The sequence below is a fragment of the Nitrosarchaeum sp. AC2 genome, assembly GCF_013407385.1.
GTDB lineage: Archaea > Thermoproteota > Nitrososphaeria > Nitrososphaerales > Nitrosopumilaceae > Nitrosarchaeum > Nitrosarchaeum koreense.
Map to the genome: position 1 here is coordinate 1,325,013 of NZ_CP030847.1, position 20,073 is coordinate 1,345,085.

Consider the following 20,073-nt stretch of genomic DNA (forward strand, 5'->3'; position numbering starts at 1 on the left):
AAGTACAGTTTAACTCTTTTGAGAAAAACCCTCAAAGAATAGGGGGTTAATCCGTATATTGAAATTAGGTGAAATGAAGTTTCTAATACATTTATGCAAAATATTCAATTAAACAATCTAGTTCGTAGTGCGACATTTTTTCAACATGCAGGAATCTCGATGGTCTTTGTATTCATGCCATTAATTGCAAAAGGAGTCACAAGTTCTATTTTTGAGATTGGTTTGATCATAGCATCATTTAGCTTTGCACAAATATTATCAGAAATTTATTTTGGCAGACATTCAGATAAGAAAGGAACTAGGCTCAAATTTATCAGAATTGGCTTTATTGGATGCGCCATTACCTTTGGTCTACACTATTTTGCAGACGATATAACATTGCTATTTCTAGTAAGAATTGCTGCAGGTGTTGCAAGCGGCATTATGATTCCAGCCATGATTGCCTATACCTATGAGGCAAATATTGAAAAGAAAAGAGCTGCAACTGTAATCTCATTTCATGCATTAGGATGGCTTGCAGGAATTGCAGCCGCAGGTCTTGCAAGTGATCTAAAGTTACTTTTCATGATGAGTGCTGCATCGTTTACAATTGGATTAATTTTTACATTTAAGATGCCAAATCCGGTGCAAGAAAAGGAAATAGAACCAGGTACAACAAAAAAAGTTATTTCAAAAAATAAATTTCTGTTTACATCATTATTACTAAGACATGTTGGAGCTGCTGCAGTATGGACCATATTTCCAATAATGTTAATGGAAAAATTAGGAGCAGAACTTTATCAAGTATCAATTGTATATGTTGCAAACACATTGACTGCATTTATCCTGATGAATTTAATGGCAAGCAAAATCAAAATTTCAAATGTAACTAAATTTAAGATGGGCATAGGTTGTACAACATTTGTATTTGTGGGATTATCAATAATTACAGAATGGTGGATGGCAATGCCATTTATGGCACTTGTTGGAGGAACTTGGGCATTTTTATTTATTGGAGGAAACTTTCATCTTATGGATAACAATCCTCGTTCTACATCAACTGGAATATTCAGTTCAACAATATCAATCGCTACTGTAATCGGTCCTGTAATTGGAGGAAGTATTGCATTTGTATTTGATTATATTGCAGTGATGTATTTTGCCATAGCAGTAATCATTGTTGGATTTGTAGTGTCTCTAAAAATAAAAGCTGAAAAGATTAACGAAGTCCCCATCTAGACATTACCTTATTTTCAATTCGCTTAAAGATAATTCCATCAATAACAATACCAATCATCATAATTACTAACATTATTGCAAATACTTGAGAGATATCATTTAGTTGTCGTCCTACATTAAGTAAAAAGCCCAATCCTAGAAATGAAAATAGCAATTCTGCTCCAATTACACCTCGCCATGCAAAAGCCCAACCTTGTTTGAAACCTGAAATCAAATGAGGAAATGCTGCAGGAATTAAGACATATGTGGCTAATTGAGTGCCTTTGGCTCCCATATTTCGTGCAGCCTCAATATAGTGGGGGTTGATGGTTTTCACTCCAGTATAGGTAGAGATTGTTATTGCAAACATCGAACTAACTGCCGTGACAAAAATAATTCCACCATCAGTTAATCCAAACCACAATATTGCTAATGGGACCCAAGCAACAGAAGGAATTGATTGCAATCCCAATACCAAAGAACCAATAGTTTGATTTACAGTTTCTATTCTAGCCATTAAAATTCCAAGCAACATTCCGCCAACTATTGCAATAGTCAATCCAATCAATAATCGTAAAAGACTAGTTCCAATTCCAAAGAACAAGCTACCATCGGATGCAGTATAAACTAGATCTTCAGCAACTTCATAAGGTGACGGAAATAGATTATTTGGCCATACACTAGACATTGCAATAAGTTGCCAAATTACAACAATAGCAATATAGAAAATAATTTGTTTAACTAGAGAAGGTTTTTTCATCATACATCACTAATTTTTCTTAACCTCAGGTCGTAATTCTGATAAAATTTCTTGTTGAAGCGGAAATAAATTTTGATCCTCAACTAATCGTGGTCGTTTGTAATCAATGTTAATGACTTTTTTAATTGTGGATGGCCTATTACTAAATACTGCAACTCTAGTTCCAAGTACTGTAGCTTCAGTTACATTGTGAGTTACAAATAAAATTGTCTTTTTTGTTTTCTCCCAAATCAATTGCATTTCAACGAGTAACAAATCTCTTGTTTGTGCATCAAGTGCTGCAAATGGTTCATCCATTAGTAATACATCAGGGTCCATAACAAGTGCTCTAGCTATCGCTACTCTTTGTTTCATTCCAGTTGAAAGTTGGTATGTATACGAATCAGCAAATTTTGTCAACTGCATCATATCCAGATATCTTTTGGATATCTGAGCACGCTCTTCTTTTGGAATTCCTGCCATTTTTAATCCAAATTCTACATTATCTTGAACTTTCAACCAAGGAAACAATGCACCCTCTTGAAAAACAATAATTCTTTCAGGGCCAGTGGATGTTACTGGTTTTCCATCAAAGAAAATTTCACCCTCATCAGGAGTTTCCAAACCTGCCACTATTCGTAAAAATGTAGATTTACCACATCCAGATGGACCAACCAGACATACAAACTCACCATCTTCAATTTGTAAATTCACGCCACCTAATGCCTTGAGACGATGACTGTCATGTTTGAAATATTTTACAATATTTTTAGCCTCAAGTTTGGTCATTATTTACTAAAACCTCCTGTGATTGGGAATTTGAATTTTTGTCAAAGAAAAGTCCATCTAAGTTATACCCATGTCTTCCTAGATAACCAAGTGAGTCCGCTCTTTTAGCGATTGTGTTAATTGAGCTTACAATTGGATCCGAAGTAATTTCTAAATTAGATAATGATTCATCAATTAATTCAACTGGTAATGATTTACCCATTTCATTTTTCATAAAATCAAAGAAAATAGTTTTAGTTTCTTCTTTATTGGAATTAATCCAATCCGCTGTTTGCTGATGTGCTTCAAGCCATTTCTGTATAATTTCAGGATGTGAATTCACATATTCTTCTTTAGCAATCAACACCACGGTTGCAAACTTGTTTTCAGGCCAAAGTTCATTTTCATTAAACAATCTTGTTCCACCCAATTGTTGAACCAATATTGTAGCAGTAGGTTCTGGAACCCATGCACCATCAATATCCCCCTTTGCAAATAATATGTAGATATCAGAGTTACCAGTATTCAAAATAATTACAGAACCACCCTTTTCGGCAGGCTTTAATCCATTATCAGAAAGATAAGTTCGAAGAGAAATATCCTGTGTGTTTCCAATTTGAGGAGCAGCAATTCTTTTTCCAGCAAAATCAACAACAGATTTAATTTCAGATTTTGGATGAACAATAAAACTAACACCTCCACTTGCAGCACCAGATAAAATTTTCACATCATGTTGTTCAGATTTCAAAAATGCATTGATTGCAGGTCCAGGACCAACATATGCAATATCAACAGAACCGGCAAAAATCGATTCAATTACCTGAGGTCCAGAATCAAACAAGATCGGTTGAATATCAATGTCACTTCCAATGTGATTTGAAAAAAATCCTTTTTCAATTCCAACAATTGGTATTGCATGAGATATGTTGGGAAAGTATGCCACTCTAATCTTGTTTTCATGCGTATTTTGATCCTGATTTGTTATAATTCCTACAGAGATCAAAGTTATTACCACAACACCGATCAAGATATAGATCTGAATTTTCATAAAACAGCGTTATATTCTGGCTGTTAAATAATCATCGAATTTTAGCTCAAGCTAGTTTGAGAATTTTTTGATTTTTTCAGCGTAACACAAAAGATAAATTCCAAATTACGACGGGGAATGTGTTTTATGGCTGAAAAAGGAATTCTTGCATTTTCTGGTGGATTAGACACATCAGTTGTGATAAAATACCTTCAAGAAGAATACAACATGGATGTCATCACAGTAACTGTTGATGTAGGTCAAGGCGATGATCAGAAAAAAATTGAAGCTAAAGCCAAAAAACTCGGAGTAATAAAACACTACAATATCGACGCCAGAAAAGAGTTTGTTGAAAATTTCATTTTTCCGTCAATCAAAGCAAATGCACTCTATCAAAAAAAATATTGCTTAGCAACTGCATTAGCTAGACCATTAATTGCAGAAAAAGTTTTAGAAATTGCAAAAAAAGAAAAAGTAACATCATTAGCTCATGGTTGTTCAGGTAAAGGAAATGATCAAGTTAGATTCGACATTACATTACGTTCTGGTTCTGATTTACCAATCATTGCACCAATTAGAGATAAAAATTTAGACAGAGTGACTGAATTAGAGTTTGCAAAAAAACATGGAATCGAAATTGACTCAGTTGCAAAGAGATTCAGCATTGATCAAAATTTGTGGGGACGTGCGATTGAAGGTGGAGTACTAGAGGATCCATACAATGAACCTCCAGAAGATGCATTCATTTGGGTAAAAACAAAAAATTTGCCAGATAAACCAACATACTTGGAAATAAAATTTGAGAAAGGAATACCAGTTTCAGTAGATGGAAAAATTCTTGAACCAATAAAATTAATTGAATATGTAAACAAAAAAGCAGGAGATGCAGGAGTCGGAATTGTTGATCATATAGAAGACAGAGTTGTCGGAATTAAATCTCGTGAAGTTTATGAAACACCAGGAGCATTATGTCTTATTGAAGCTCATTCAGATTTAGAAAAAATGGTCCATACTAAACATGAAAATAAATTCAAATCAATTATCGATGATGAATGGGCATACCTTGCCTATTCAGGATTATGGCAAGACCCATTAAAACAGGATCTTGATGCATTCATTCAGGCATCACAAAAACCAGTATCTGGAACTGTAAAACTAAAGCTCTTCAAAGGAAGCATTCGTGTTGTTGGACGAAAATCAGACTATTCATTATACAATCACAAGATCGCCACTTATGGTACTGAATCAACTTTTGATCAAAGATTGGCAAAAGGATTTGTAGAATTGTGGGGAATTCAATCAACAGAAGCTAATAAATTACAAAAGAAAAGGTCAACAAAAACATGAACTGTCAAGAATGTGATGCAACTCTTAACATCCCAGACGACGCCTCTGTTGGAGAGATAATCTCCTGTCCTGATTGTGGCGCTGACTTTGAGATCGCAAAAAAAAATGGATCTACTGTTGAGCTAAAACAAGCAGAAAGTGTAGGCGAAGACTGGGGAGAGTAATGTCAAAAATCTGTATTGTGTTTGATCGCCTAAGATCAGAAGAGAAGATGCTCGAGAAAGAGGCATTGAATCTAGGTCACGAGGCAGTAATGCTAGATGCTAAGATTACCCAAATCAATACAGATAGTAAAAAAAGCGATTTTGATTTTGGAAACGTGGTTTTAGAAAGATGTGTTAGTTATTTTAGAGGACTTCATTTTACTGCCAGTCTTGAATTTATGGATGTACCAGTACTCAACAAATTTTTTGTTGCCTATCAATGCGGAAATAAAATGTTCATGACTCTAATGCTAAAAAAATACAATGTACCAACACCAAAAACATATTTTTCGTTTTCAAGTGAAAGTGCATTAGAGAATATAGAAAAAATTGGATATCCACTAGTAATCAAACCGGTCATTGGAAGTTGGGGAAGGGGAGTTATGCAAATTAAAGACAAAGATACTGCCGATGCATTATTTGAGATCAGAGATATTACTGATAGTCCACACGATAGAATTTTCTACCTTCAAGAGGTGATAAATAGACCGCCAAGGGATATTCGAGTCATCACAATTGGGGACGAACCAATAGCAGCAATGTATAGAAAATCATCAGGTGGTTTTAAGACAAACATAGCATTAGGGGCAGACCCAGAATTATGTGAGATCACAAAAGAGATCGAAGATGTAGCAATTAAAGCCTCAAAAGCTATGGGTGGAGGAATTTTAGGTATCGATATTATGGAAGACGAAAAACGCGGATTTGTTGTACATGAAGTTAACAATACTGTAGAGTTTAAAGGACTGTCAAAAGTTTCAAAGCGAAATATTCCAAAAGAAATGGTAGAATTTGCTTTAAACTATGTTAGGAAATAAATTATAGTTCATTATCGGGAGAGTTATGATAAAAGTCGGTGTTGTAGGAGCATCAGGTTATGTTGGTGGAGAAACACTTCGTCTTCTAGTAAATCATCCAGATGTTGAGATCACAATGGTTACCTCAAGACAACATGTGGGAGAATATCTCCATAGAATTCAACCTAGTTTGAAAGGATTTACCGATCTAACTTTCTCAGAATTAGATTATGATAAAATGACAGATAATTGCGATATTGTATTTACTGCAGTTCCACATGGAACTGCAACTGAAATTGTAAAAGCATTGTATGACAGAGGCCTCAAAGTCATAGATTTGAGTGCAGATTATAGATTACATACTGCTACTGATTATGATAAATGGTATGGATGGGAACATCCACATCCAGATTACTTACCAAAATCAGTATTCGGAGTACCAGAATTACATAGAGAGGCAATCAAGAAAGCTCAGCTAGTTTCTTGTCCAGGATGTATGGCAGTAACTTCCACATTAGCCCTTGCACCACTAATTCGACACGACTTGATTGACACAGAACACATCATTGTAGATTCAAAGATTGGATCATCTGGTGCAGGTTCTGGTTCAGGAACTGCTCATGCAATGAGAGCAGGAGTAATCAGACCATACAAACCAGCAAAACACAGACACACTGGAGAGATAGAACAGGAGCTAAGTGAAATAGCAGGTAAAAAAATTCATGTTTCAATGAGTCCACATGCAGTAGATGTAGTTCGTGGAATTTTGTGTACAAACCACACATTCATGAAAAAAGACATGGAGGAAAAAGAATTATGGAAAATATTTCGTGAGGCTTATGGTCAAGAGAGATTTATTCGATTGATTAGAGATAAAAAAGGATTGTATAAATTCCCAGATCCAAAATTCGTAGTCGGTTCAAATTTTTGCGATATAGGTTTTGACATAGATGAGGAAAATCATAGATTGATTGTAATGTCAGCATCCGACAACCTAATGAAAGGCGCAGCAGGTTCTGCAATACAAAACATGAATGTGATGTGTGGCTTTGATGAAATGGATGGCTTGAAGTACACTCCACTCACTCCAGTATAGAAATGATCACAATTAAAATCGGCGGAAGTGTAGTAGATAATTTACATCCATCAACTATTGCAGACATGAAAAAAGTTGCAGAGACAGAAGGATTAATCATAGTTCATGGCGGAGGAAAAGAAGTCACAAAAGTTTGTGAACAACTTGGAAAAGAACCGAAATTTGTAACATCACCTAGTGGAATAAAAAGCAGATACACAGACAAAGAAACTGCAGAGATTTTTACAATGGTAATTTCAGGAAGAATAAACAAGACAATTGTTCAGATGCTTCAAAAAAATGGAATAAATGCAATTGGATTGTCAGGAGTGGATGCAAGAATTATCGAAGCTGAAAGAAAAAAGACATTATTAATTATCAATGAGAAAGGTCGAAAACAGGCAATTGATGGAGGATATACAGGCAAAATTACAAAAATCAATGCGGAATTCATTAAATCGCTTTTAGCCCAGGGCCTAACACCGGTAATCTCACCCATTGCAATTAGCGAAGAGTCAGAGTTCCTCAATGTCGACGGAGACAGAGCCGCAGCATATGTAGCAGGAAATGTAGGTTGTGACAAGATATTATTCATAACAAATGTAGACGGACTCTTGATGGACGATAAACTGGTAACAAATCTAACATTAGCACAAGCAAAAGAAATTAGACCAAAAATAGGCCCAGGTATGGAAAAGAAGATACTAGCAGCTACTGAAGCTTTAGACATGGGAGTAAAAGAAGCACTTATTGGAAACGGTCAAAGAGAAAATCCTATATCATCAGCCATTTCACATGACAATTGTACGGTGATTCAAAATGACTGAAGATGACTTTATGGGCGGTTTGTATCAGAGGTTTCCAGTTACAATTGAAAAGGGAGTAGGGGCTCATGTTTGGGACATTAATGGAAAAGAATACATCGATTGTATGGGCGGATATGGTGTAGCAATTGTTGGACATCAAAATAAAAGAGTAGTAAATGCAATCAAAGAACAAGTAGATAAAATAATTACTGTACACAGTTCACTTTACAACAAAACAAGAGAAGAATTTCTCAAAACACTAATCAGTCTTGCACCAAAAGGCTTGACTCAAGTTCATCTAAACAATAGTGGAGCAGAAGCAATCGAAGCTGCAATAAAATTTGCAAGAAAGTTTACAGGTAAAAAAGGAATGGTTGCAATGAAAGGATCATATCATGGAAAATCACTTGGCGCATTATCATTAACATTTAATCCAAAATACAAAAAAGCATTTGAACCATTAGTTGAAAAAGTTTCTTTCGCATCATTTGGAGATATAGAGTCTCTCCGTTCTACAATTGATGATGACACAGCATTTGTTATTTTAGAACCAATACAAGGTGAAAGCGGAATCAACGTTGCACCAGATGGATTTTTACAAGAAGTAAGAAAACTTTGTAATGAAAAAGGAATCCTTCTAATTTTTGACGAAATACAAGCTGGATTAGGTAGAACAGGACGACTTTGGGCATGTGACCATTGGAACACAGCACCAGATATTTTATGTCTGGCAAAAGGAATTGCTGGTGGAGTACCAATGGGTGCAACTCTAGTAAGACCAGACATCCTTGCATCAATGAGTAAAGGCGAACACTCTTCAACGTTTGGTGGAAATCCACTTTCTTGTGCTGCAGGAATTGCAACTCTACAAGCACTTACTCAAGATAATCTCATTGAGAATTCTGAAAAGATGGGAAAACTATTCAGAGAGGGATTAGAGAAATTAAAAGAAAAACACTCCATAATCAGAGAGGTAAGAGGAAAAGGATTGATGATAGGAGTTGAATTGAAATTTGAGGTAAAAGATGTTTTGATGAATCTTATGAAGGAAGGCGTTCTTATGCTTTATTCAGGTAGAAATATTCTCAGAATACTTCCTCCACTTGTAATTTCTAAAGAAGACGTAGCGAAAGTCTTAGAAACCCTAGATGGTGTACTAACTATAGAGGAGCAAAAAAATAATGTATAAAGACAAAGTAGATGAAAAGATAATTAACTTTCTCAAAGAAGATTCAAGAGAATCATTTGTAGATATAGGTAAGAAACTAAAATTATCAGAATCCGCAGTTAGAAGAAGAGTAAAAAACCTAGTAGATAGTGGAACAATCAAAAGATTCACAGTTGAGGTAGGAGAAGAGAATGCAACAAGCGCTATTGTATTGATATCAGTAGACTCTACAACTGAAACCTCAAAAGTTTCAGAGAAACTTGCAAAGCTAGAAGGTGTAAAAGTAGTTTATGAGATTACAGGCCAGTACGACATCATTACAATAATTAGTGCAACAAACATCTCTGAGATCAATACCAGCATAGATGCGTTAAGAAAGATACCAGGAGTAATTGACACTAATACTGTGATTATTTTAAGAAAAGTGGCATAAAACGACTTTCGGCACATAATTTCTATACTTAACTAAATTAGGATCATCGCAAGTAATTTTCAGCGAAGTTAGTACGATTATGTTTATATTCTCAATTATTATCAACGTTTTCTGTAATGAAAGATCCGAATCACTATGCAGACATTTACAATGCATATGAAAAAAATCCAAGGAAGATTAGAGTATTAGATAGTACTCTAAGAGAAGGAGAACAACACCCTGGCGTTTCATTTACAAACAAACAACGAATACAAATTGCATGGATGTTAGATTATTTTGGAGTAGATCAAATAGAAATCTCTCCAGTTGTTTCATCTGATCACAAAGAAGCAACTAAAACAATTATCAAACAAGGATTAAAAGCAGATATTGTATCTCATGGAAGAGCTCTCAAAGAAGACATTGACATTTCATTGAGTTGTGATGCAAAGTGGTGCGCTGCATATCTTGGAATATCAGATATTCATCTTAAAGACAAATTACGAATAACAAGAGAAGAGGCACTTGACAGAGCAGTTGAAACAGTAGAGTATGCAAAATCACATGGATTAAAAATCAGATTCACAGTAGAGGATGGAAGTAGAGCAGAACCAGAATTTTTACTCAAAGTATGCAAAGCAATCGAAGAAGCAGGAGTAGATAGAATAAGTCTTCCAGATACGGTAGGAATTATGAGACCAATTGGAATGTATAATTTTGTTAAAACTGTAAAAGAGGTAATTGATGTTCCACTTGATGCACATGTCCATAATGATATTGGATTTGCAGTAGCAAATGCATTTTCTGCATGTGATGCAGGAGTAGATCAGATACACACCACAATTGACGGAATTGGAGAACGAACTGGAATTCCACCTCTTGCCGAAGTTGCAGTTGCATTGACTTATCTTTACAAATCACCAAACGATTTTAGATTAGACATGCTGTTAGATTTATCAAGATTAATTGAAGATTATACTTCGATTAAACCATATGACTCAAAACCAATAGTAGGTTCTTCAGCTTACAAACACAAAGCAGGAACACATCTTGCGGCAATTCTACGAAATCCTGCTGCATACGAACCAATCCCACCTAGAGCCGTTGGAAACACCCGTAGAATTGTATTTGGAGAATTAGCTGGAAAAACAGGAGCTGCCTATTTGATGTCCATTTTAGGCCTTGAAAAAGATGATGAAGGAGCCAAAGCAGTGGCAACAGGTCTAAAAGAACTCAGAATGGGTGATTTAATCGAGATTCCACTAGCAGATAGACTCGAAAAAAAGATAATTAATGATAAATAAAGAGGGAAAGTTGAGAGATAACATGTCAAAATGTGAAGAATGTGATGCAGATATTTCCATTCCAAAGGATGCTATGGAAGGAGAAATTGTAACATGTCCGGAATGTGGCGCAAGTTTTGAATTAGCAAAAGGCTCAGAAGGTTTCCAATTAAAGCCTGCCCAATCGGTTGGCGAGGATTGGGGGCAGTGAGTCCTGACATTACAATTCTTTATGATACCATCCGTTGGGAAGAAAAAGCTCTGCTAGAAGCAGGTAAAAAAAAGAACATCAACATACAGATGGTAGATTGCAAGAATTTAGCTTTGGATTTAGATAAAAAACCAGAAGATTATGGTCCAGTAATTCAAAGATGTGTTAGCTACTATCGAAATTTACATTCAACTGCTGCACTTGAAGGAATGGGTGTAAATGTTGTTAATTGTCTAAATACAGGAATTTTTGCAGGAAATAAATTATTTACACACATGTTATTAAAAAAATACGGGGTCCCAACACCATATGCATCTGTAGCATTTTCAAAAGATGCAGCAGTAGAACATTTAGAAGCACATGGATATCCAAAAGTAATCAAACCAACTGTAGGTAGCTGGGGAAGATTAATTTCAAAATTAAATGATAAAGATTCAGCAGAAGGAATTATTGAAAGTAGAGAGAGCATGTATCCAATATACCAAGTTCATTATTTAGAAGAATTTGTAAATAGACCACCAAGAGACATTCGAGCCATCATGGTTGGAGATAAGATTGTTGCAGCCATTTATAGAACTTCAGGTAATGGAAATTGGAAAACAAACATGGCACTTGGAGGAACCGCAGAACCATGTAAAGTTACACCAGAGATGGAAGAAATGTGCATAAAAGCTAAAAATGCAGTTCAAGGTGACATAGTTGGAGTGGATTTGATGGAAAGTGAAGAGCGAGGATTAGTAGTTCATGAAGTTAACAATACAACTGAATATAAAAATACGGTAAGAGTATGTGGAATAGACATACCTTCCTTGATGATTGACTACGTAATAAAAAATAAAAAGTGAGAATTGGAAACAACATTCACAGTAACACCAAGATTTGCAGTAAAGATGCTAGAGAAAGCACTTAGACTGTACACACCTTCACTTAATGAAAAAGCAATGGCGGAGTTTCTTGCAGATAAATGCGATGATTTAGGATTTGAAGACATTCACATAGATGAGGTAGGAAACATAATTGCAAAAAAAGGTACAGGTTCACCAAAAATATTACTATGTGGACACATGGATGTAGTTCCAGGAAAAGTCAAAGTTAGAAAAGAAGGAGATTCACTTTATGGTCGTGGTGCTTCAGATGCAAAGGCTCCACTAATGGCAATGTTGTTTGCCGCAGCATCAGTGCAAAACAATAACGGTACTGTGATTTTTGTAGGTACTGTAGATGAAGAAGGGAATGCAACTGGAGTGAAGAACCTAGTAAAAAATCACATGGACATAGATTACGCAGTATTTGGTGAACCAAGTGGGATTAAACAAGTCACTATCGCATACAAAGGAAGATTAGCAATCAATCTCAAAGTAAGTGTCAATGACAGTGCACATGCAAGTGCACCATGGCTTTCAAAAAATGCAATTGAAGAAACAATGATCTTTTCAAAAGAACTCAAAAAAGGTTTAGAGGCAGATCAAGATAAAAAAAGTAAAGGAATGTTGCTTACTGCAACATTAACTGAAATAAATGGCGGAACTAGCCACAACGTTACACCAAAAGAATGCGTATCCACTTTTGATATCAGAATTCCAGTAGATACGAATTGTAAGATAGTTGAACAAAAAATTTCTGTACTTGTAAATGAAATAGCAAAAAAAAGACAAGTTGAAGCATATTATTCAATTATTGATGAGACAGAGCCTTTTGAGGCGCCTCACAACTCTGCCATAGTCAGAGCATTTACTTTAGGAGTTATGGATGTGGAACATACAAGACCAACTCTAATTAGAAAAACTGGAACTGGAGACATGAATGTAATAGGAAACCAATGGAGTATTCCTGTAGTCACATATGGTCCAGGAGATCCACATGAAGCTCACACGATAGACGAAAAAGTATCCATCGACGAATATCTAAGAGGAATCGAAGTTTTAAAGAGAATGATACACCATTTAAAAAGACTACATGATAAAAACATGCAGTAATGCTTTGGTTTGTAGGTTTAGGAATTTCAGGATCCAAATCAATTCCTGTTGAAGCTCTAGAAGTTTTATCAAAAGCAGACATCATTTACCTTGAACAATTTACCAGTCCAATTGGAAAATCAGACTTGTTAAAAATTAAAAAAATGACAAACGGTGAAATCAGAGAAGGTAAAAGATGGCTAGTTGAAGATGGAACTGAGATTTTAAAACATGCAAAATCAAAAAAAGTAGTATTGTTATCCTATGGAGATCCTTACATTGCCACTACACATATTGAATTAAGAACCAGAGCCATTCAAGAAAAAATAAAGACCTACTCAATTCATGCATCTTCATCTTTAACCTCAATGGTAGGAGAATGTGGGCTTCATTTTTACAAAGTTGGAAGAATTGCAACAATAATGAGCGAAATGAAATCACTGACAACCCCATACTATGTAATTTACAAAAACATCATAGAAGGCAATCATACAATATTACTATTAGAGTACAATCAAGACAAAAATTTCTTTATGGACCCAAAAGATGCGTTGGCGGGATTAATAGAAACTGAAAAAGGACAGAAAAGAAATGTGATAAATCTATCAACGTACACAATAGTCGCATCACGAATTGGATTTAAAGATCAGTCAATAATATCAGGAAAAATTTCTAGTTTAAAAAAAATAGATTTTGGCAAACCGCCACACACAATCATCATAACTGGAAGACTTCATTTTACAGAGTCTGATGCGTTAAAAATACTAGGAAAATGTTTAGACGAACCAAAAGATAACTCTGAAGAAACAAAGAAAATTTCAATTCAAATGATGAAAAAATATGTTCCAATGGTAAGAGAAGCACTAGAAGAGATTACACCATACTATAAAGATCAGAAAGAATTTAGTGTGATTCTTGAAAATGCGGAATTATACATTCAAGATGCAGAGAAATTTCTTGAAGAAGGTCAAGATGAAGTTGCAATTTTGAGCATAGGTTATGCAGACGGCTTGGTGGATGCACTCAGATTGGCAAAAGGCCTAGAACCAAAAATGTGATATTTTATCGATGAATTAAAGTGAGAGTAGTTTTAAAAAAGAACATTGGAATTAATTGAAAAAATAATTTTGACACAGATATACCTATCTGGAATTACCGGTAAATCATACAAAGATAATCTTAAAACAAAAAAAGGATTCACTGAAAATATTATTAATTCAAAAATTGATGAACTGGTAAAAAATAAATTAATTACTGAAGATAAAAGCGCTTTAACTGAATTAGGCAGATCTTCACTTAGAGTTGTTTTAGCCGGAGGAGTTTTTGATATAATTCATCCAGGACACATTCATACTCTTAATGCCGCAAAAATATTGGGTGATGTTTTGGTAGTAGTTGTAGCCACAGATAACACTGCAATAAAAATGAAAAAAAGACAACCATTGCACAGTAAAGAACAAAGACAGGAGTTGGTCAATTCACTCTCCATGGTAGATCTTTGTCTCATAGGACAAGAAGACGACATTTTCAAGACTGTAAATCTTGTAAAACCACAGATAATTGCATTAGGGTATGATCAGGTACATCAAGAGAAATTCATCATAGAAGGATGTAAAAAAATAAATCTCGATGCAAAAGTTGCTAGACTACAATCGCCAATTCCTGAGAGTTCAAGCTCAAAAATTCAAAAAGAATACGGTGAATCTATTCACGGAATTTAGAAGATAATAAAATTAGGAATTAATTGGAATAGATACAGTAACTGGTGAGCCATCCTCAAGTTTTCCAGTTTTTCTAATACATACATCAGAAATTAATTCAATAATAGAATCATCATGATGTGTTCTCTCAAGAATTATCAATTCACAGTTAATAGATTGATTAATTTTTGCATGAAAGCAATTAACCCACCCATAGGTTCTTTTCCCATCTGAAAAACTATCAATTTTAATTCCATCTAGACTTTCAAATTGTTTTATAGCTTCTTGATGCACTTTTTTATTCAATTTCACATTAAGAGTTCCAGGATATGGAATGTAACCAATTTTAGATTTGAATTGTTTTGTGTACCCTTTTAGAGACATGTAGTATGCTCCTTCACCCATTCCAGAAACTATAGTTCCTTTAAGCTCAACAGATGATGGTGATGAATGAAGACTTTTTTGGAGTGCAGTAGATAGTTTTACCATTTCAGAAAATCCCTTTGAAGTAATTTTTACAGAAATGTTTCTTCCATCGATTATCCTTTCAATGAATTGATTATCTTCTAGTTCAAGTAAGTGCTTTGATGCAGCCTGTTGTGATTTTTTTATGTTTTTACCTAATGAATTAGTAGTAATTGTAACAAAATTATTCTTTGCACCTTTAGAAAGAAGATAAGTGAGGGTGAGTATGTGCTGAATTTTTAGTTCAGTCATCAAGTAACCCTATGCTACGCCTAGGTCACCGAATGTTTTTAGATTTAGCCCATCAGAGTTTGTTAATTTTGCAACTCTGTGTCCAATAACACATTGAATTCCAGCGTTTTTGGCGCCTTCTAAAAGCCTCTGTGTGATAATACCATCCAATAGAAGGTATTTGATACCAGATTGTGTTGAGAGTTTGCTAACTACTTCACTGATTGGAACTTTGAAAATTTCTTTTTCATTCTCGTCTAATGCTACAGCCTCTAGTGTCTCATTTAGATTTGGAAAAATTCTTGATGCTATTTCAGCTACAGGTTTATCATCTGAGCTTTTCAAAACAGCTGCAGGTTTTCCATGTTTAATTTCATCAGCAATTGGTCTTAGAATCTCATCTATTCTTTGTGGAGTTAGTTCTTCAACTTCTACTCCAGTATCTGCTCTTAACTCATAGTCAATCTTTACAACTGATGAAAGTTCTTTTAGAATAAAACCGCCAGCTCTGTCTCCATCAATAAATGCAACTACGGTATCTTTTGAAGCACATAGCTCTTTAATTGATTCATCAATTTTTGCACCTTCTATTGCAATTGCATTATCATATCCAGCTCTTAGAAGATTAATGACATCAGCCCTGCCTTCAACTAAAATTATCCATTTAGAATCAAACACTCCAGAACTACATGTTAACTTAGATGGACCATAAGTAGACAATCTTTTAGAATCACCCTCATGAACATCTTTTAGCATACTTTCTCCTTCACTAACTGTTTTTGTAGCCCAACGTTGTTTGATTTCTTTAGCACGTCTTACAATGTCATCTTTTTTGCTGCTCTTACATCATCGATTGCTTCTAATTTGAAAACACAGTCAAATGGACCAACTTTATCAATGCTTTCAATTCCTGCTGCAATTAATGCGCAAGTATCAATATCAGTACTCATTGGAATAAGAGCATCACCGTTTGTAGTATTAGAAGTAGACTTTGTGTTTACTTCGATACGACCTACTTTAGAAACTCGTTGTAGTTCGTTCAGATTCATCTCTGGGCCTAATAGTCCTTCGGTTTGACCGAAGATAGCCCCGATTATATCTGCTCGTTCAACAAGTCCGTCAACTTCAAAGGAAAGTTTAACATGATATTTGACAATTCCTGATTTATTGGACATACTTTCTTCATCTCCTTAATTATCATAATTTTGGTGTCTATTCTCGATATATGAGGGTATCGCAAGTATTTTCAATAAAGAAATGTAATTTTATAAAAAACATTCCAAGTAGAGTTTACACTAGTTAATCAAAAAATGAAAAATGTTGTTTGTTTATTCAGTGCTAAAGGAATGACCACATGAACAGGATTTTGTAACATTTGGATTATTGATTTTAAATCCAGATCCCATTAGGCTTTCAATATAGTCTACATTTGCACCTTTTAGATGATCAACACTATAACTATCTACAAGTAGCTTGATACCAGTTTCTTCCATGACTAGGTCATCTTCTTCTGGTGCTTTTTCAAAGCCCATGCCATAAGATAGACCAGAACAACCGCCACCTTGAACATAGACTCTAAGGTATTGTGGGTTATCGGCTTCTTCTTTCATGAATTCTTTGATCTTTTCAGCTGCTTTAGGTGAAACAGTGATCATTTTCTGTGTTTGTTCAGATGCCATAATGATACAATTGATGATTCAAATTATAATAAGCTTTTCACCCTGAGCCTACTAGTAATTCAATAAAATAAGAAAAGAAGTTAGGTATAGCTTATTTTTTAGATTTATTTACAAAAGCTGTCATGCGTTCTTCTCTATCAGGATGAGTAAAACAATTTCTCCAAGCAAGTAGTTCTACTGCAAGTCCAGTATCAAGATCTGCATTTCTTCCTTTGTTAATAGCAACCTTTGACATTTGAACTCCCATTACAGAATTGGCAGCAATTTGTTGCGCCATTTTCAAAGCTTCTTCTTGAAGTGAAGCAAGTGGTACTACTTGATTTACTAAACCAATTTCCTTTGCTTCATCTGCTTTGATCATTTTACCTGTATAGACTAGTTCTTTTGCCTTTGCTATTCCTACAATTCTCATCAATCTTTGAGTTCCACCCCATCCAGGAGGAATTCCAATTGTAACTTCAGGTTGACCAAGTCTTGCTGTGTCTGCTGCAATTCTAATATCACATGACATTGCAAGTTCACAACCACCACCAAGTGCAAAACCGTTGATGGCTGCAATTGTCGGTTGTTTTACAAGTTCAACTGTAGCTGTTACAAGTTGTCCTGTTTTTGCATATGCAACTGATTCATCTGGAGATATTTTTGACATGTATTCAATATCTGCACCAGCAGAGAATGCTTTTTCTCCTTCACCAGTTAAGATGATCACTTTGACATTATCATCTTTGTCCAGGTTTTCAAAAGTTTTGATGAGTTCTTTTGCAACATCACTATTCATGGCATTAAGTTTGTCAGGTCTGTTAATTTTGACAGTACAAATACCATTAGAAGTTGATGTGGTAACTAATGACATGTTAATTTTCCAAGATATGTGAAACTTAAATGTTCTCTATTTTCCGAGTACTTTGCCCCATTGAGCTAATGCCGATGCAGCTGCAACCCAAGTGCGAAGATCACCATAAACAGGAACCTTATTTGCTTCAATTAGTTTTCTCATTTTCTCGGTATATGGACCCCCATTACCTCCAGCTAAAATTGGTTTTATTTTTTTATTTGATAATTCAGCTAGATGTTCAACTATTGTTTCTTCTAGTGGATCATCTTGGAAAACAAACCAAGGCATAGCAATATCGATATTCTTTTCGTCAAGAAATTGTTGAATGACAAACTTGTAATCATCTGCGTTTGCACCGCCACCAACATCTGCGGGATTACCATTATGAATCGGGACAGTTGGTGGGAAACGTTCCTTCATCTTTTTGAGTAATGGTGGAGATAACTTTCCAATAGTAAGACCTAGTCTTTCTAATTGATCAATTCCACCAATCATTGGACCTGCACCATTACTTGTCATGGCAACACGATTTCCTTTTGCAGGAGGTTGCCATGCTAGTGCCTTTAAGACTCCAACAAGTTCTTGATAGCTATCAACTGAAATTATTCCTGCTTGCTTGAATGATCCCATAATGATTGCATTGGAACCGCCAAGAGAACCAGTATGTGATGCAGCTTGTTTTGCGCCTGCTGCAGTTCTTCCACTCTTCCAAATTACGATAGGTTTCTTTGTCTCTTTCATCACACGTTTAGCAGTATTGATGAATTTTCTACCATCACCAAATCCTTCAACATATAAGCCAATTACTTTGGTTTGAGGATCATTTGCAGCATACCAAATCATATCTGCTTCATCAACATCAGAACGATTACCAAAACTAATCATTTTAGATAATCCAAATACATCAGCACTTTCCAGCATACTAATTCCCATAGTTCCACTTTGTGAGAAAAATGCAACATTTCCTAATTTTGAACGGACCATTCTCTCTTGTCCTTGGAATGCACAATCAAGACGATTTGCAGCATTAAACATTCCAATACAGTTTGGACCAATTACACGAATTTTGTGTTCTAGAGATAATTCTTTTACTCGAGCTTCCATTGTGGCTCTGTCACCACCAAGCTCTTTGCCTCCACCAGAAACAATTACAACATTATGAATTCCTTTCTTTGCACATGTCTCCATAATAGGTCCACATTCTGCAAGATCAATACAAACAACAACCAAGTCAACCTTTTCAGTAATTGCATCTAGTGTTGGATAACACTTGAGTCCAAGAATTGATTCTTGTTTAGGATTAATTGGAAATACTTTACCTTTGTAATCTTGTTTACCAAGTGCAATCAATACTGAATTGCCAATCTTTCCAGGTGTAGAAGATGCACCTACCAGTGCAACAGATTCTGGAGTAAAAAATGACTCCATGGATTCGATGTTTGGTTTAGCTTTTGAGATTGAATTCTTTCTAATTTCTTTATTTAAAATAATTTTTGCATCAACTACAAAATGAGATTTAGGATAAACAATTACAGGGTTGAAATCAATGCTGTTGATGTAATCAGCATTATCTACTCCTAGTTTTCCGATTTGTACAAGCATATTTGCAACCATGTTTGTATCAATTGGTTCACTTCCTCTGAATCCTTTGAGTAGTGCTGAACCTTTGAGTTCATTAATCATAGATTTTGCATCTGAAGTTGTAATAGGTAACATGCGGAATGCAACGTCCTTCATGACTTCAGTCATAATGCCACCTAGTCCAACCATAATTACAGGACCAAACTGAGGATCATTTTGAATACCAACAATTAGTTCAACACCTTTTGGAACCATCTTTTCAAGAAGAATTCCTTTAACTTCTACTCCTTTCTTTTTAGATAGTCTACCATACATGTCCTTGAATGTTTTTTTGACATCATTGACATTATCTAGTCCAACTTTGACACCACCAACATCAGTTTTGTGTAAAATTTGTGGAGATACAACTTTCATAACAAGAGGAAATCCAATCTTTTTTGCTTGTTTGGCTGCATCTTCAGCAGTGGTAACAAGTGCAAAAGGAGGAACTTTGACACCGTATGTTTTGAGTATAGATTTTGATGATTCTTCTGTGATAACTTTATGACTTGTTTGAATGACTTCCTCGAAAACTTTTGTCACAGAATTCATAGT

General features: G+C 35.1%; 21 protein-coding genes and 1 pseudogene. 14 read left to right on the top strand and 8 right to left on the bottom strand.

The genetic code is table 11. The annotated features are described in order from the left end of the window. The first annotated feature begins 93 nt into the window (after nucleotides 1–93). Nucleotides 94–1,218 (top strand): MFS transporter, encoded by a 1,125-nt coding sequence (locus DSQ20_RS08025; RefSeq protein WP_179365245.1) that lies wholly within the window; start codon nucleotides 94–96, stop codon nucleotides 1,216–1,218. Here DSQ20_RS08025 and DSQ20_RS08030 read toward each other — a convergent pair. Genes DSQ20_RS08030 through DSQ20_RS08040 form a run of 3 tightly spaced genes read right to left on the bottom strand, consistent with a single transcriptional unit; the run spans nucleotide 1,199 to nucleotide 3,752 of the window. Further along, nucleotides 1,199–1,957, bottom strand: coding sequence for an ABC transporter permease (locus DSQ20_RS08030; protein WP_179365246.1), 759 nt, complete (start codon nucleotides 1,955–1,957; stop codon nucleotides 1,199–1,201). The two genes, DSQ20_RS08025 and DSQ20_RS08030, sit on opposite strands and share 20 nt — an antisense overlap. A 9-nt stretch (nucleotides 1,958–1,966) precedes the next feature. After that, complete coding sequence (locus tag DSQ20_RS08035; RefSeq protein WP_179365247.1) at nucleotides 1,967–2,725, bottom strand: ABC transporter ATP-binding protein; 759 nt, start codon at nucleotides 2,723–2,725, stop codon at nucleotides 1,967–1,969. Next, entirely contained in the window at nucleotides 2,712–3,752 is a 1,041-nt protein-coding gene (locus DSQ20_RS08040) for an ABC transporter substrate-binding protein (RefSeq protein WP_179365248.1), read from the bottom strand. Before DSQ20_RS08040 ends, DSQ20_RS08035 begins: the two co-directional genes overlap by 14 nt. Nucleotides 3,753–3,878: 126 nt before the next feature. Between DSQ20_RS08040 and DSQ20_RS08045 the strand changes: the two genes are divergently transcribed. The 13 genes from DSQ20_RS08045 to DSQ20_RS08105 all read left to right on the top strand — a co-directional run bounded on the left by DSQ20_RS08045 (nucleotide 3,879) and on the right by DSQ20_RS08105 (nucleotide 14,709). Then, nucleotides 3,879–5,078 carry an argininosuccinate synthase gene (locus DSQ20_RS08045; RefSeq protein WP_007551128.1) on the top strand — a complete coding sequence of 400 codons (1,200 nt, stop codon included), beginning with the start codon at nucleotides 3,879–3,881 and terminating at the stop codon, nucleotides 5,076–5,078. Then, nucleotides 5,075–5,242 (top strand): alpha-aminoadipate/glutamate carrier protein LysW, encoded by a 168-nt coding sequence (lysW/argW, locus tag DSQ20_RS08050; protein ID WP_007551129.1) that lies wholly within the window; start codon nucleotides 5,075–5,077, stop codon nucleotides 5,240–5,242. Before DSQ20_RS08045 ends, lysW/argW (DSQ20_RS08050) begins: the two co-directional genes overlap by 4 nt. Beyond that, a complete protein-coding gene (gene lysX, locus DSQ20_RS08055; protein WP_179365249.1) occupies nucleotides 5,242–6,099 on the top strand; it encodes a lysine biosynthesis protein LysX in 858 nt (285 codons plus the stop codon). The genes lysW/argW (DSQ20_RS08050) and lysX (DSQ20_RS08055) overlap by 1 nt, the downstream gene beginning before the upstream one ends. 28 nt (nucleotides 6,100–6,127) lie before the next feature. Further along, nucleotides 6,128–7,174 carry an N-acetyl-gamma-glutamyl-phosphate reductase gene (argC, locus tag DSQ20_RS08060; RefSeq protein WP_179366363.1) on the top strand — a complete coding sequence of 349 codons (1,047 nt, stop codon included), beginning with the start codon at nucleotides 6,128–6,130 and terminating at the stop codon, nucleotides 7,172–7,174. Nucleotides 7,175–7,176: 2 nt separating this feature from the next. Then, nucleotides 7,177–7,980 (top strand): [LysW]-aminoadipate/[LysW]-glutamate kinase, encoded by an 804-nt coding sequence (locus tag DSQ20_RS08065; protein ID WP_179365250.1) that lies wholly within the window; start codon nucleotides 7,177–7,179, stop codon nucleotides 7,978–7,980. Then, the gene (locus tag DSQ20_RS08070) at nucleotides 7,973–9,148 is read left to right on the top strand and encodes an aspartate aminotransferase family protein (RefSeq protein WP_179365251.1); all 1,176 of its coding nucleotides are present in this window, start codon (nucleotides 7,973–7,975) and stop codon (nucleotides 9,146–9,148) included. Before DSQ20_RS08065 ends, DSQ20_RS08070 begins: the two co-directional genes overlap by 8 nt. Further along, nucleotides 9,141–9,560, top strand: coding sequence for an HTH-type transcriptional regulator LysM (gene lysM / locus DSQ20_RS08075; protein WP_179365252.1), 420 nt, complete (start codon nucleotides 9,141–9,143; stop codon nucleotides 9,558–9,560). The genes DSQ20_RS08070 and lysM overlap by 8 nt, the downstream gene beginning before the upstream one ends. A 116-nt stretch (nucleotides 9,561–9,676) precedes the next feature. Then, complete coding sequence (locus tag DSQ20_RS08080; protein WP_179365253.1) at nucleotides 9,677–10,843, top strand: LeuA family protein; 1,167 nt, start codon at nucleotides 9,677–9,679, stop codon at nucleotides 10,841–10,843. Nucleotides 10,844–10,865: 22 nt separating this feature from the next. After that, complete coding sequence (gene lysW/argW, locus DSQ20_RS08085; RefSeq protein WP_007551139.1) at nucleotides 10,866–11,033, top strand: alpha-aminoadipate/glutamate carrier protein LysW; 168 nt, start codon at nucleotides 10,866–10,868, stop codon at nucleotides 11,031–11,033. Further along, nucleotides 11,030–11,878, top strand: coding sequence for a lysine biosynthesis protein LysX (gene lysX, locus DSQ20_RS08090; protein WP_179365254.1), 849 nt, complete (start codon nucleotides 11,030–11,032; stop codon nucleotides 11,876–11,878). Before lysW/argW (DSQ20_RS08085) ends, lysX (DSQ20_RS08090) begins: the two co-directional genes overlap by 4 nt. 3 nt (nucleotides 11,879–11,881) lie before the next feature. After that, nucleotides 11,882–13,009, top strand: coding sequence for a M20/M25/M40 family metallo-hydrolase (locus tag DSQ20_RS08095; RefSeq protein WP_179365255.1), 1,128 nt, complete (start codon nucleotides 11,882–11,884; stop codon nucleotides 13,007–13,009). Next, complete coding sequence (gene dph5, locus DSQ20_RS08100; RefSeq protein WP_179365256.1) at nucleotides 13,009–14,046, top strand: diphthine synthase; 1,038 nt, start codon at nucleotides 13,009–13,011, stop codon at nucleotides 14,044–14,046. Before DSQ20_RS08095 ends, dph5 begins: the two co-directional genes overlap by 1 nt. Before the next feature lie 45 nt (nucleotides 14,047–14,091). Next, complete coding sequence (locus DSQ20_RS08105; RefSeq protein WP_007551145.1) at nucleotides 14,092–14,709, top strand: adenylyltransferase/cytidyltransferase family protein; 618 nt, start codon at nucleotides 14,092–14,094, stop codon at nucleotides 14,707–14,709. Between the two features lie 12 nt (nucleotides 14,710–14,721). Here the strand turns inward: DSQ20_RS08105 and DSQ20_RS08110 are convergent, their stop codons facing one another. The 5 genes and pseudogenes from DSQ20_RS08110 to DSQ20_RS08130 all read right to left on the bottom strand — a co-directional run bounded on the left by DSQ20_RS08110 (nucleotide 14,722) and on the right by DSQ20_RS08130 (nucleotide 20,070). Next, on the bottom strand, nucleotides 14,722–15,405 hold the full coding sequence (locus DSQ20_RS08110) for a DUF120 domain-containing protein (protein WP_007551146.1): 684 nt from the start codon (nucleotides 15,403–15,405) through the stop codon (nucleotides 14,722–14,724). A gap of 9 nt (nucleotides 15,406–15,414) precedes the next feature. Continuing rightward, nucleotides 15,415–16,559, bottom strand: a pseudogene (gene dnaG / locus DSQ20_RS11035) (DNA primase DnaG). A gap of 153 nt (nucleotides 16,560–16,712) precedes the next feature. Further along, nucleotides 16,713–17,063 carry an iron-sulfur cluster insertion protein ErpA gene (gene erpA, locus DSQ20_RS08120; protein ID WP_007402159.1) on the bottom strand — a complete coding sequence of 117 codons (351 nt, stop codon included), beginning with the start codon at nucleotides 17,061–17,063 and terminating at the stop codon, nucleotides 16,713–16,715. A 91-nt stretch (nucleotides 17,064–17,154) separates the two neighbouring features. Continuing rightward, nucleotides 17,155–17,916 carry an enoyl-CoA hydratase/isomerase family protein gene (locus DSQ20_RS08125; RefSeq protein WP_007551148.1) on the bottom strand — a complete coding sequence of 254 codons (762 nt, stop codon included), beginning with the start codon at nucleotides 17,914–17,916 and terminating at the stop codon, nucleotides 17,155–17,157. A 36-nt stretch (nucleotides 17,917–17,952) separates the two neighbouring features. After that, complete coding sequence (locus tag DSQ20_RS08130) at nucleotides 17,953–20,070, bottom strand: 3-hydroxypropionate--CoA ligase (protein ID WP_179365257.1); 2,118 nt, start codon at nucleotides 20,068–20,070, stop codon at nucleotides 17,953–17,955. Nucleotides 20,071–20,073: the final 3 nt, after the last annotated feature.

What these genes read in the sequence shown, in the direction of transcription:
- DSQ20_RS08025 (WP_179365245.1), top strand. Translation starts at nt 94, where the DNA reads ATGCAAAATATTCAATTAAACAATCTAGTTCGTAGTGCGACATTTTTT.
- DSQ20_RS08030 (WP_179365246.1), bottom strand. Translation starts at nt 1,957, where the DNA reads ATGAAAAAACCTTCTCTAGTTAAACAAATTATTTTCTATATTGCTATT.
- DSQ20_RS08035 (WP_179365247.1), bottom strand. Translation starts at nt 2,725, where the DNA reads ATGACCAAACTTGAGGCTAAAAATATTGTAAAATATTTCAAACATGAC.
- DSQ20_RS08040 (WP_179365248.1), bottom strand. Translation starts at nt 3,752, where the DNA reads ATGAAAATTCAGATCTATATCTTGATCGGTGTTGTGGTAATAACTTTG.
- DSQ20_RS08045 (WP_007551128.1), top strand. Translation starts at nt 3,879, where the DNA reads ATGGCTGAAAAAGGAATTCTTGCATTTTCTGGTGGATTAGACACATCA.
- lysW/argW (WP_007551129.1), top strand. Translation starts at nt 5,075, where the DNA reads ATGAACTGTCAAGAATGTGATGCAACTCTTAACATCCCAGACGACGCC.
- lysX (WP_179365249.1), top strand. Translation starts at nt 5,242, where the DNA reads ATGTCAAAAATCTGTATTGTGTTTGATCGCCTAAGATCAGAAGAGAAG.
- DSQ20_RS08065 (WP_179365250.1), top strand. Translation starts at nt 7,177, where the DNA reads ATGATCACAATTAAAATCGGCGGAAGTGTAGTAGATAATTTACATCCA.
- DSQ20_RS08070 (WP_179365251.1), top strand. Translation starts at nt 7,973, where the DNA reads ATGACTGAAGATGACTTTATGGGCGGTTTGTATCAGAGGTTTCCAGTT.
- lysM (WP_179365252.1), top strand. Translation starts at nt 9,141, where the DNA reads ATGTATAAAGACAAAGTAGATGAAAAGATAATTAACTTTCTCAAAGAA.
- DSQ20_RS08080 (WP_179365253.1), top strand. Translation starts at nt 9,677, where the DNA reads ATGAAAGATCCGAATCACTATGCAGACATTTACAATGCATATGAAAAA.
- lysW/argW (WP_007551139.1), top strand. Translation starts at nt 10,866, where the DNA reads ATGTCAAAATGTGAAGAATGTGATGCAGATATTTCCATTCCAAAGGAT.
- dph5 (WP_179365256.1), top strand. Translation starts at nt 13,009, where the DNA reads ATGCTTTGGTTTGTAGGTTTAGGAATTTCAGGATCCAAATCAATTCCT.
- DSQ20_RS08110 (WP_007551146.1), bottom strand. Translation starts at nt 15,405, where the DNA reads ATGACTGAACTAAAAATTCAGCACATACTCACCCTCACTTATCTTCTT.
- erpA (WP_007402159.1), bottom strand. Translation starts at nt 17,063, where the DNA reads ATGGCATCTGAACAAACACAGAAAATGATCACTGTTTCACCTAAAGCA.
- DSQ20_RS08125 (WP_007551148.1), bottom strand. Translation starts at nt 17,916, where the DNA reads ATGTCATTAGTTACCACATCAACTTCTAATGGTATTTGTACTGTCAAA.
- DSQ20_RS08130 (WP_179365257.1), bottom strand. Translation starts at nt 20,070, where the DNA reads ATGAATTCTGTGACAAAAGTTTTCGAGGAAGTCATTCAAACAAGTCAT.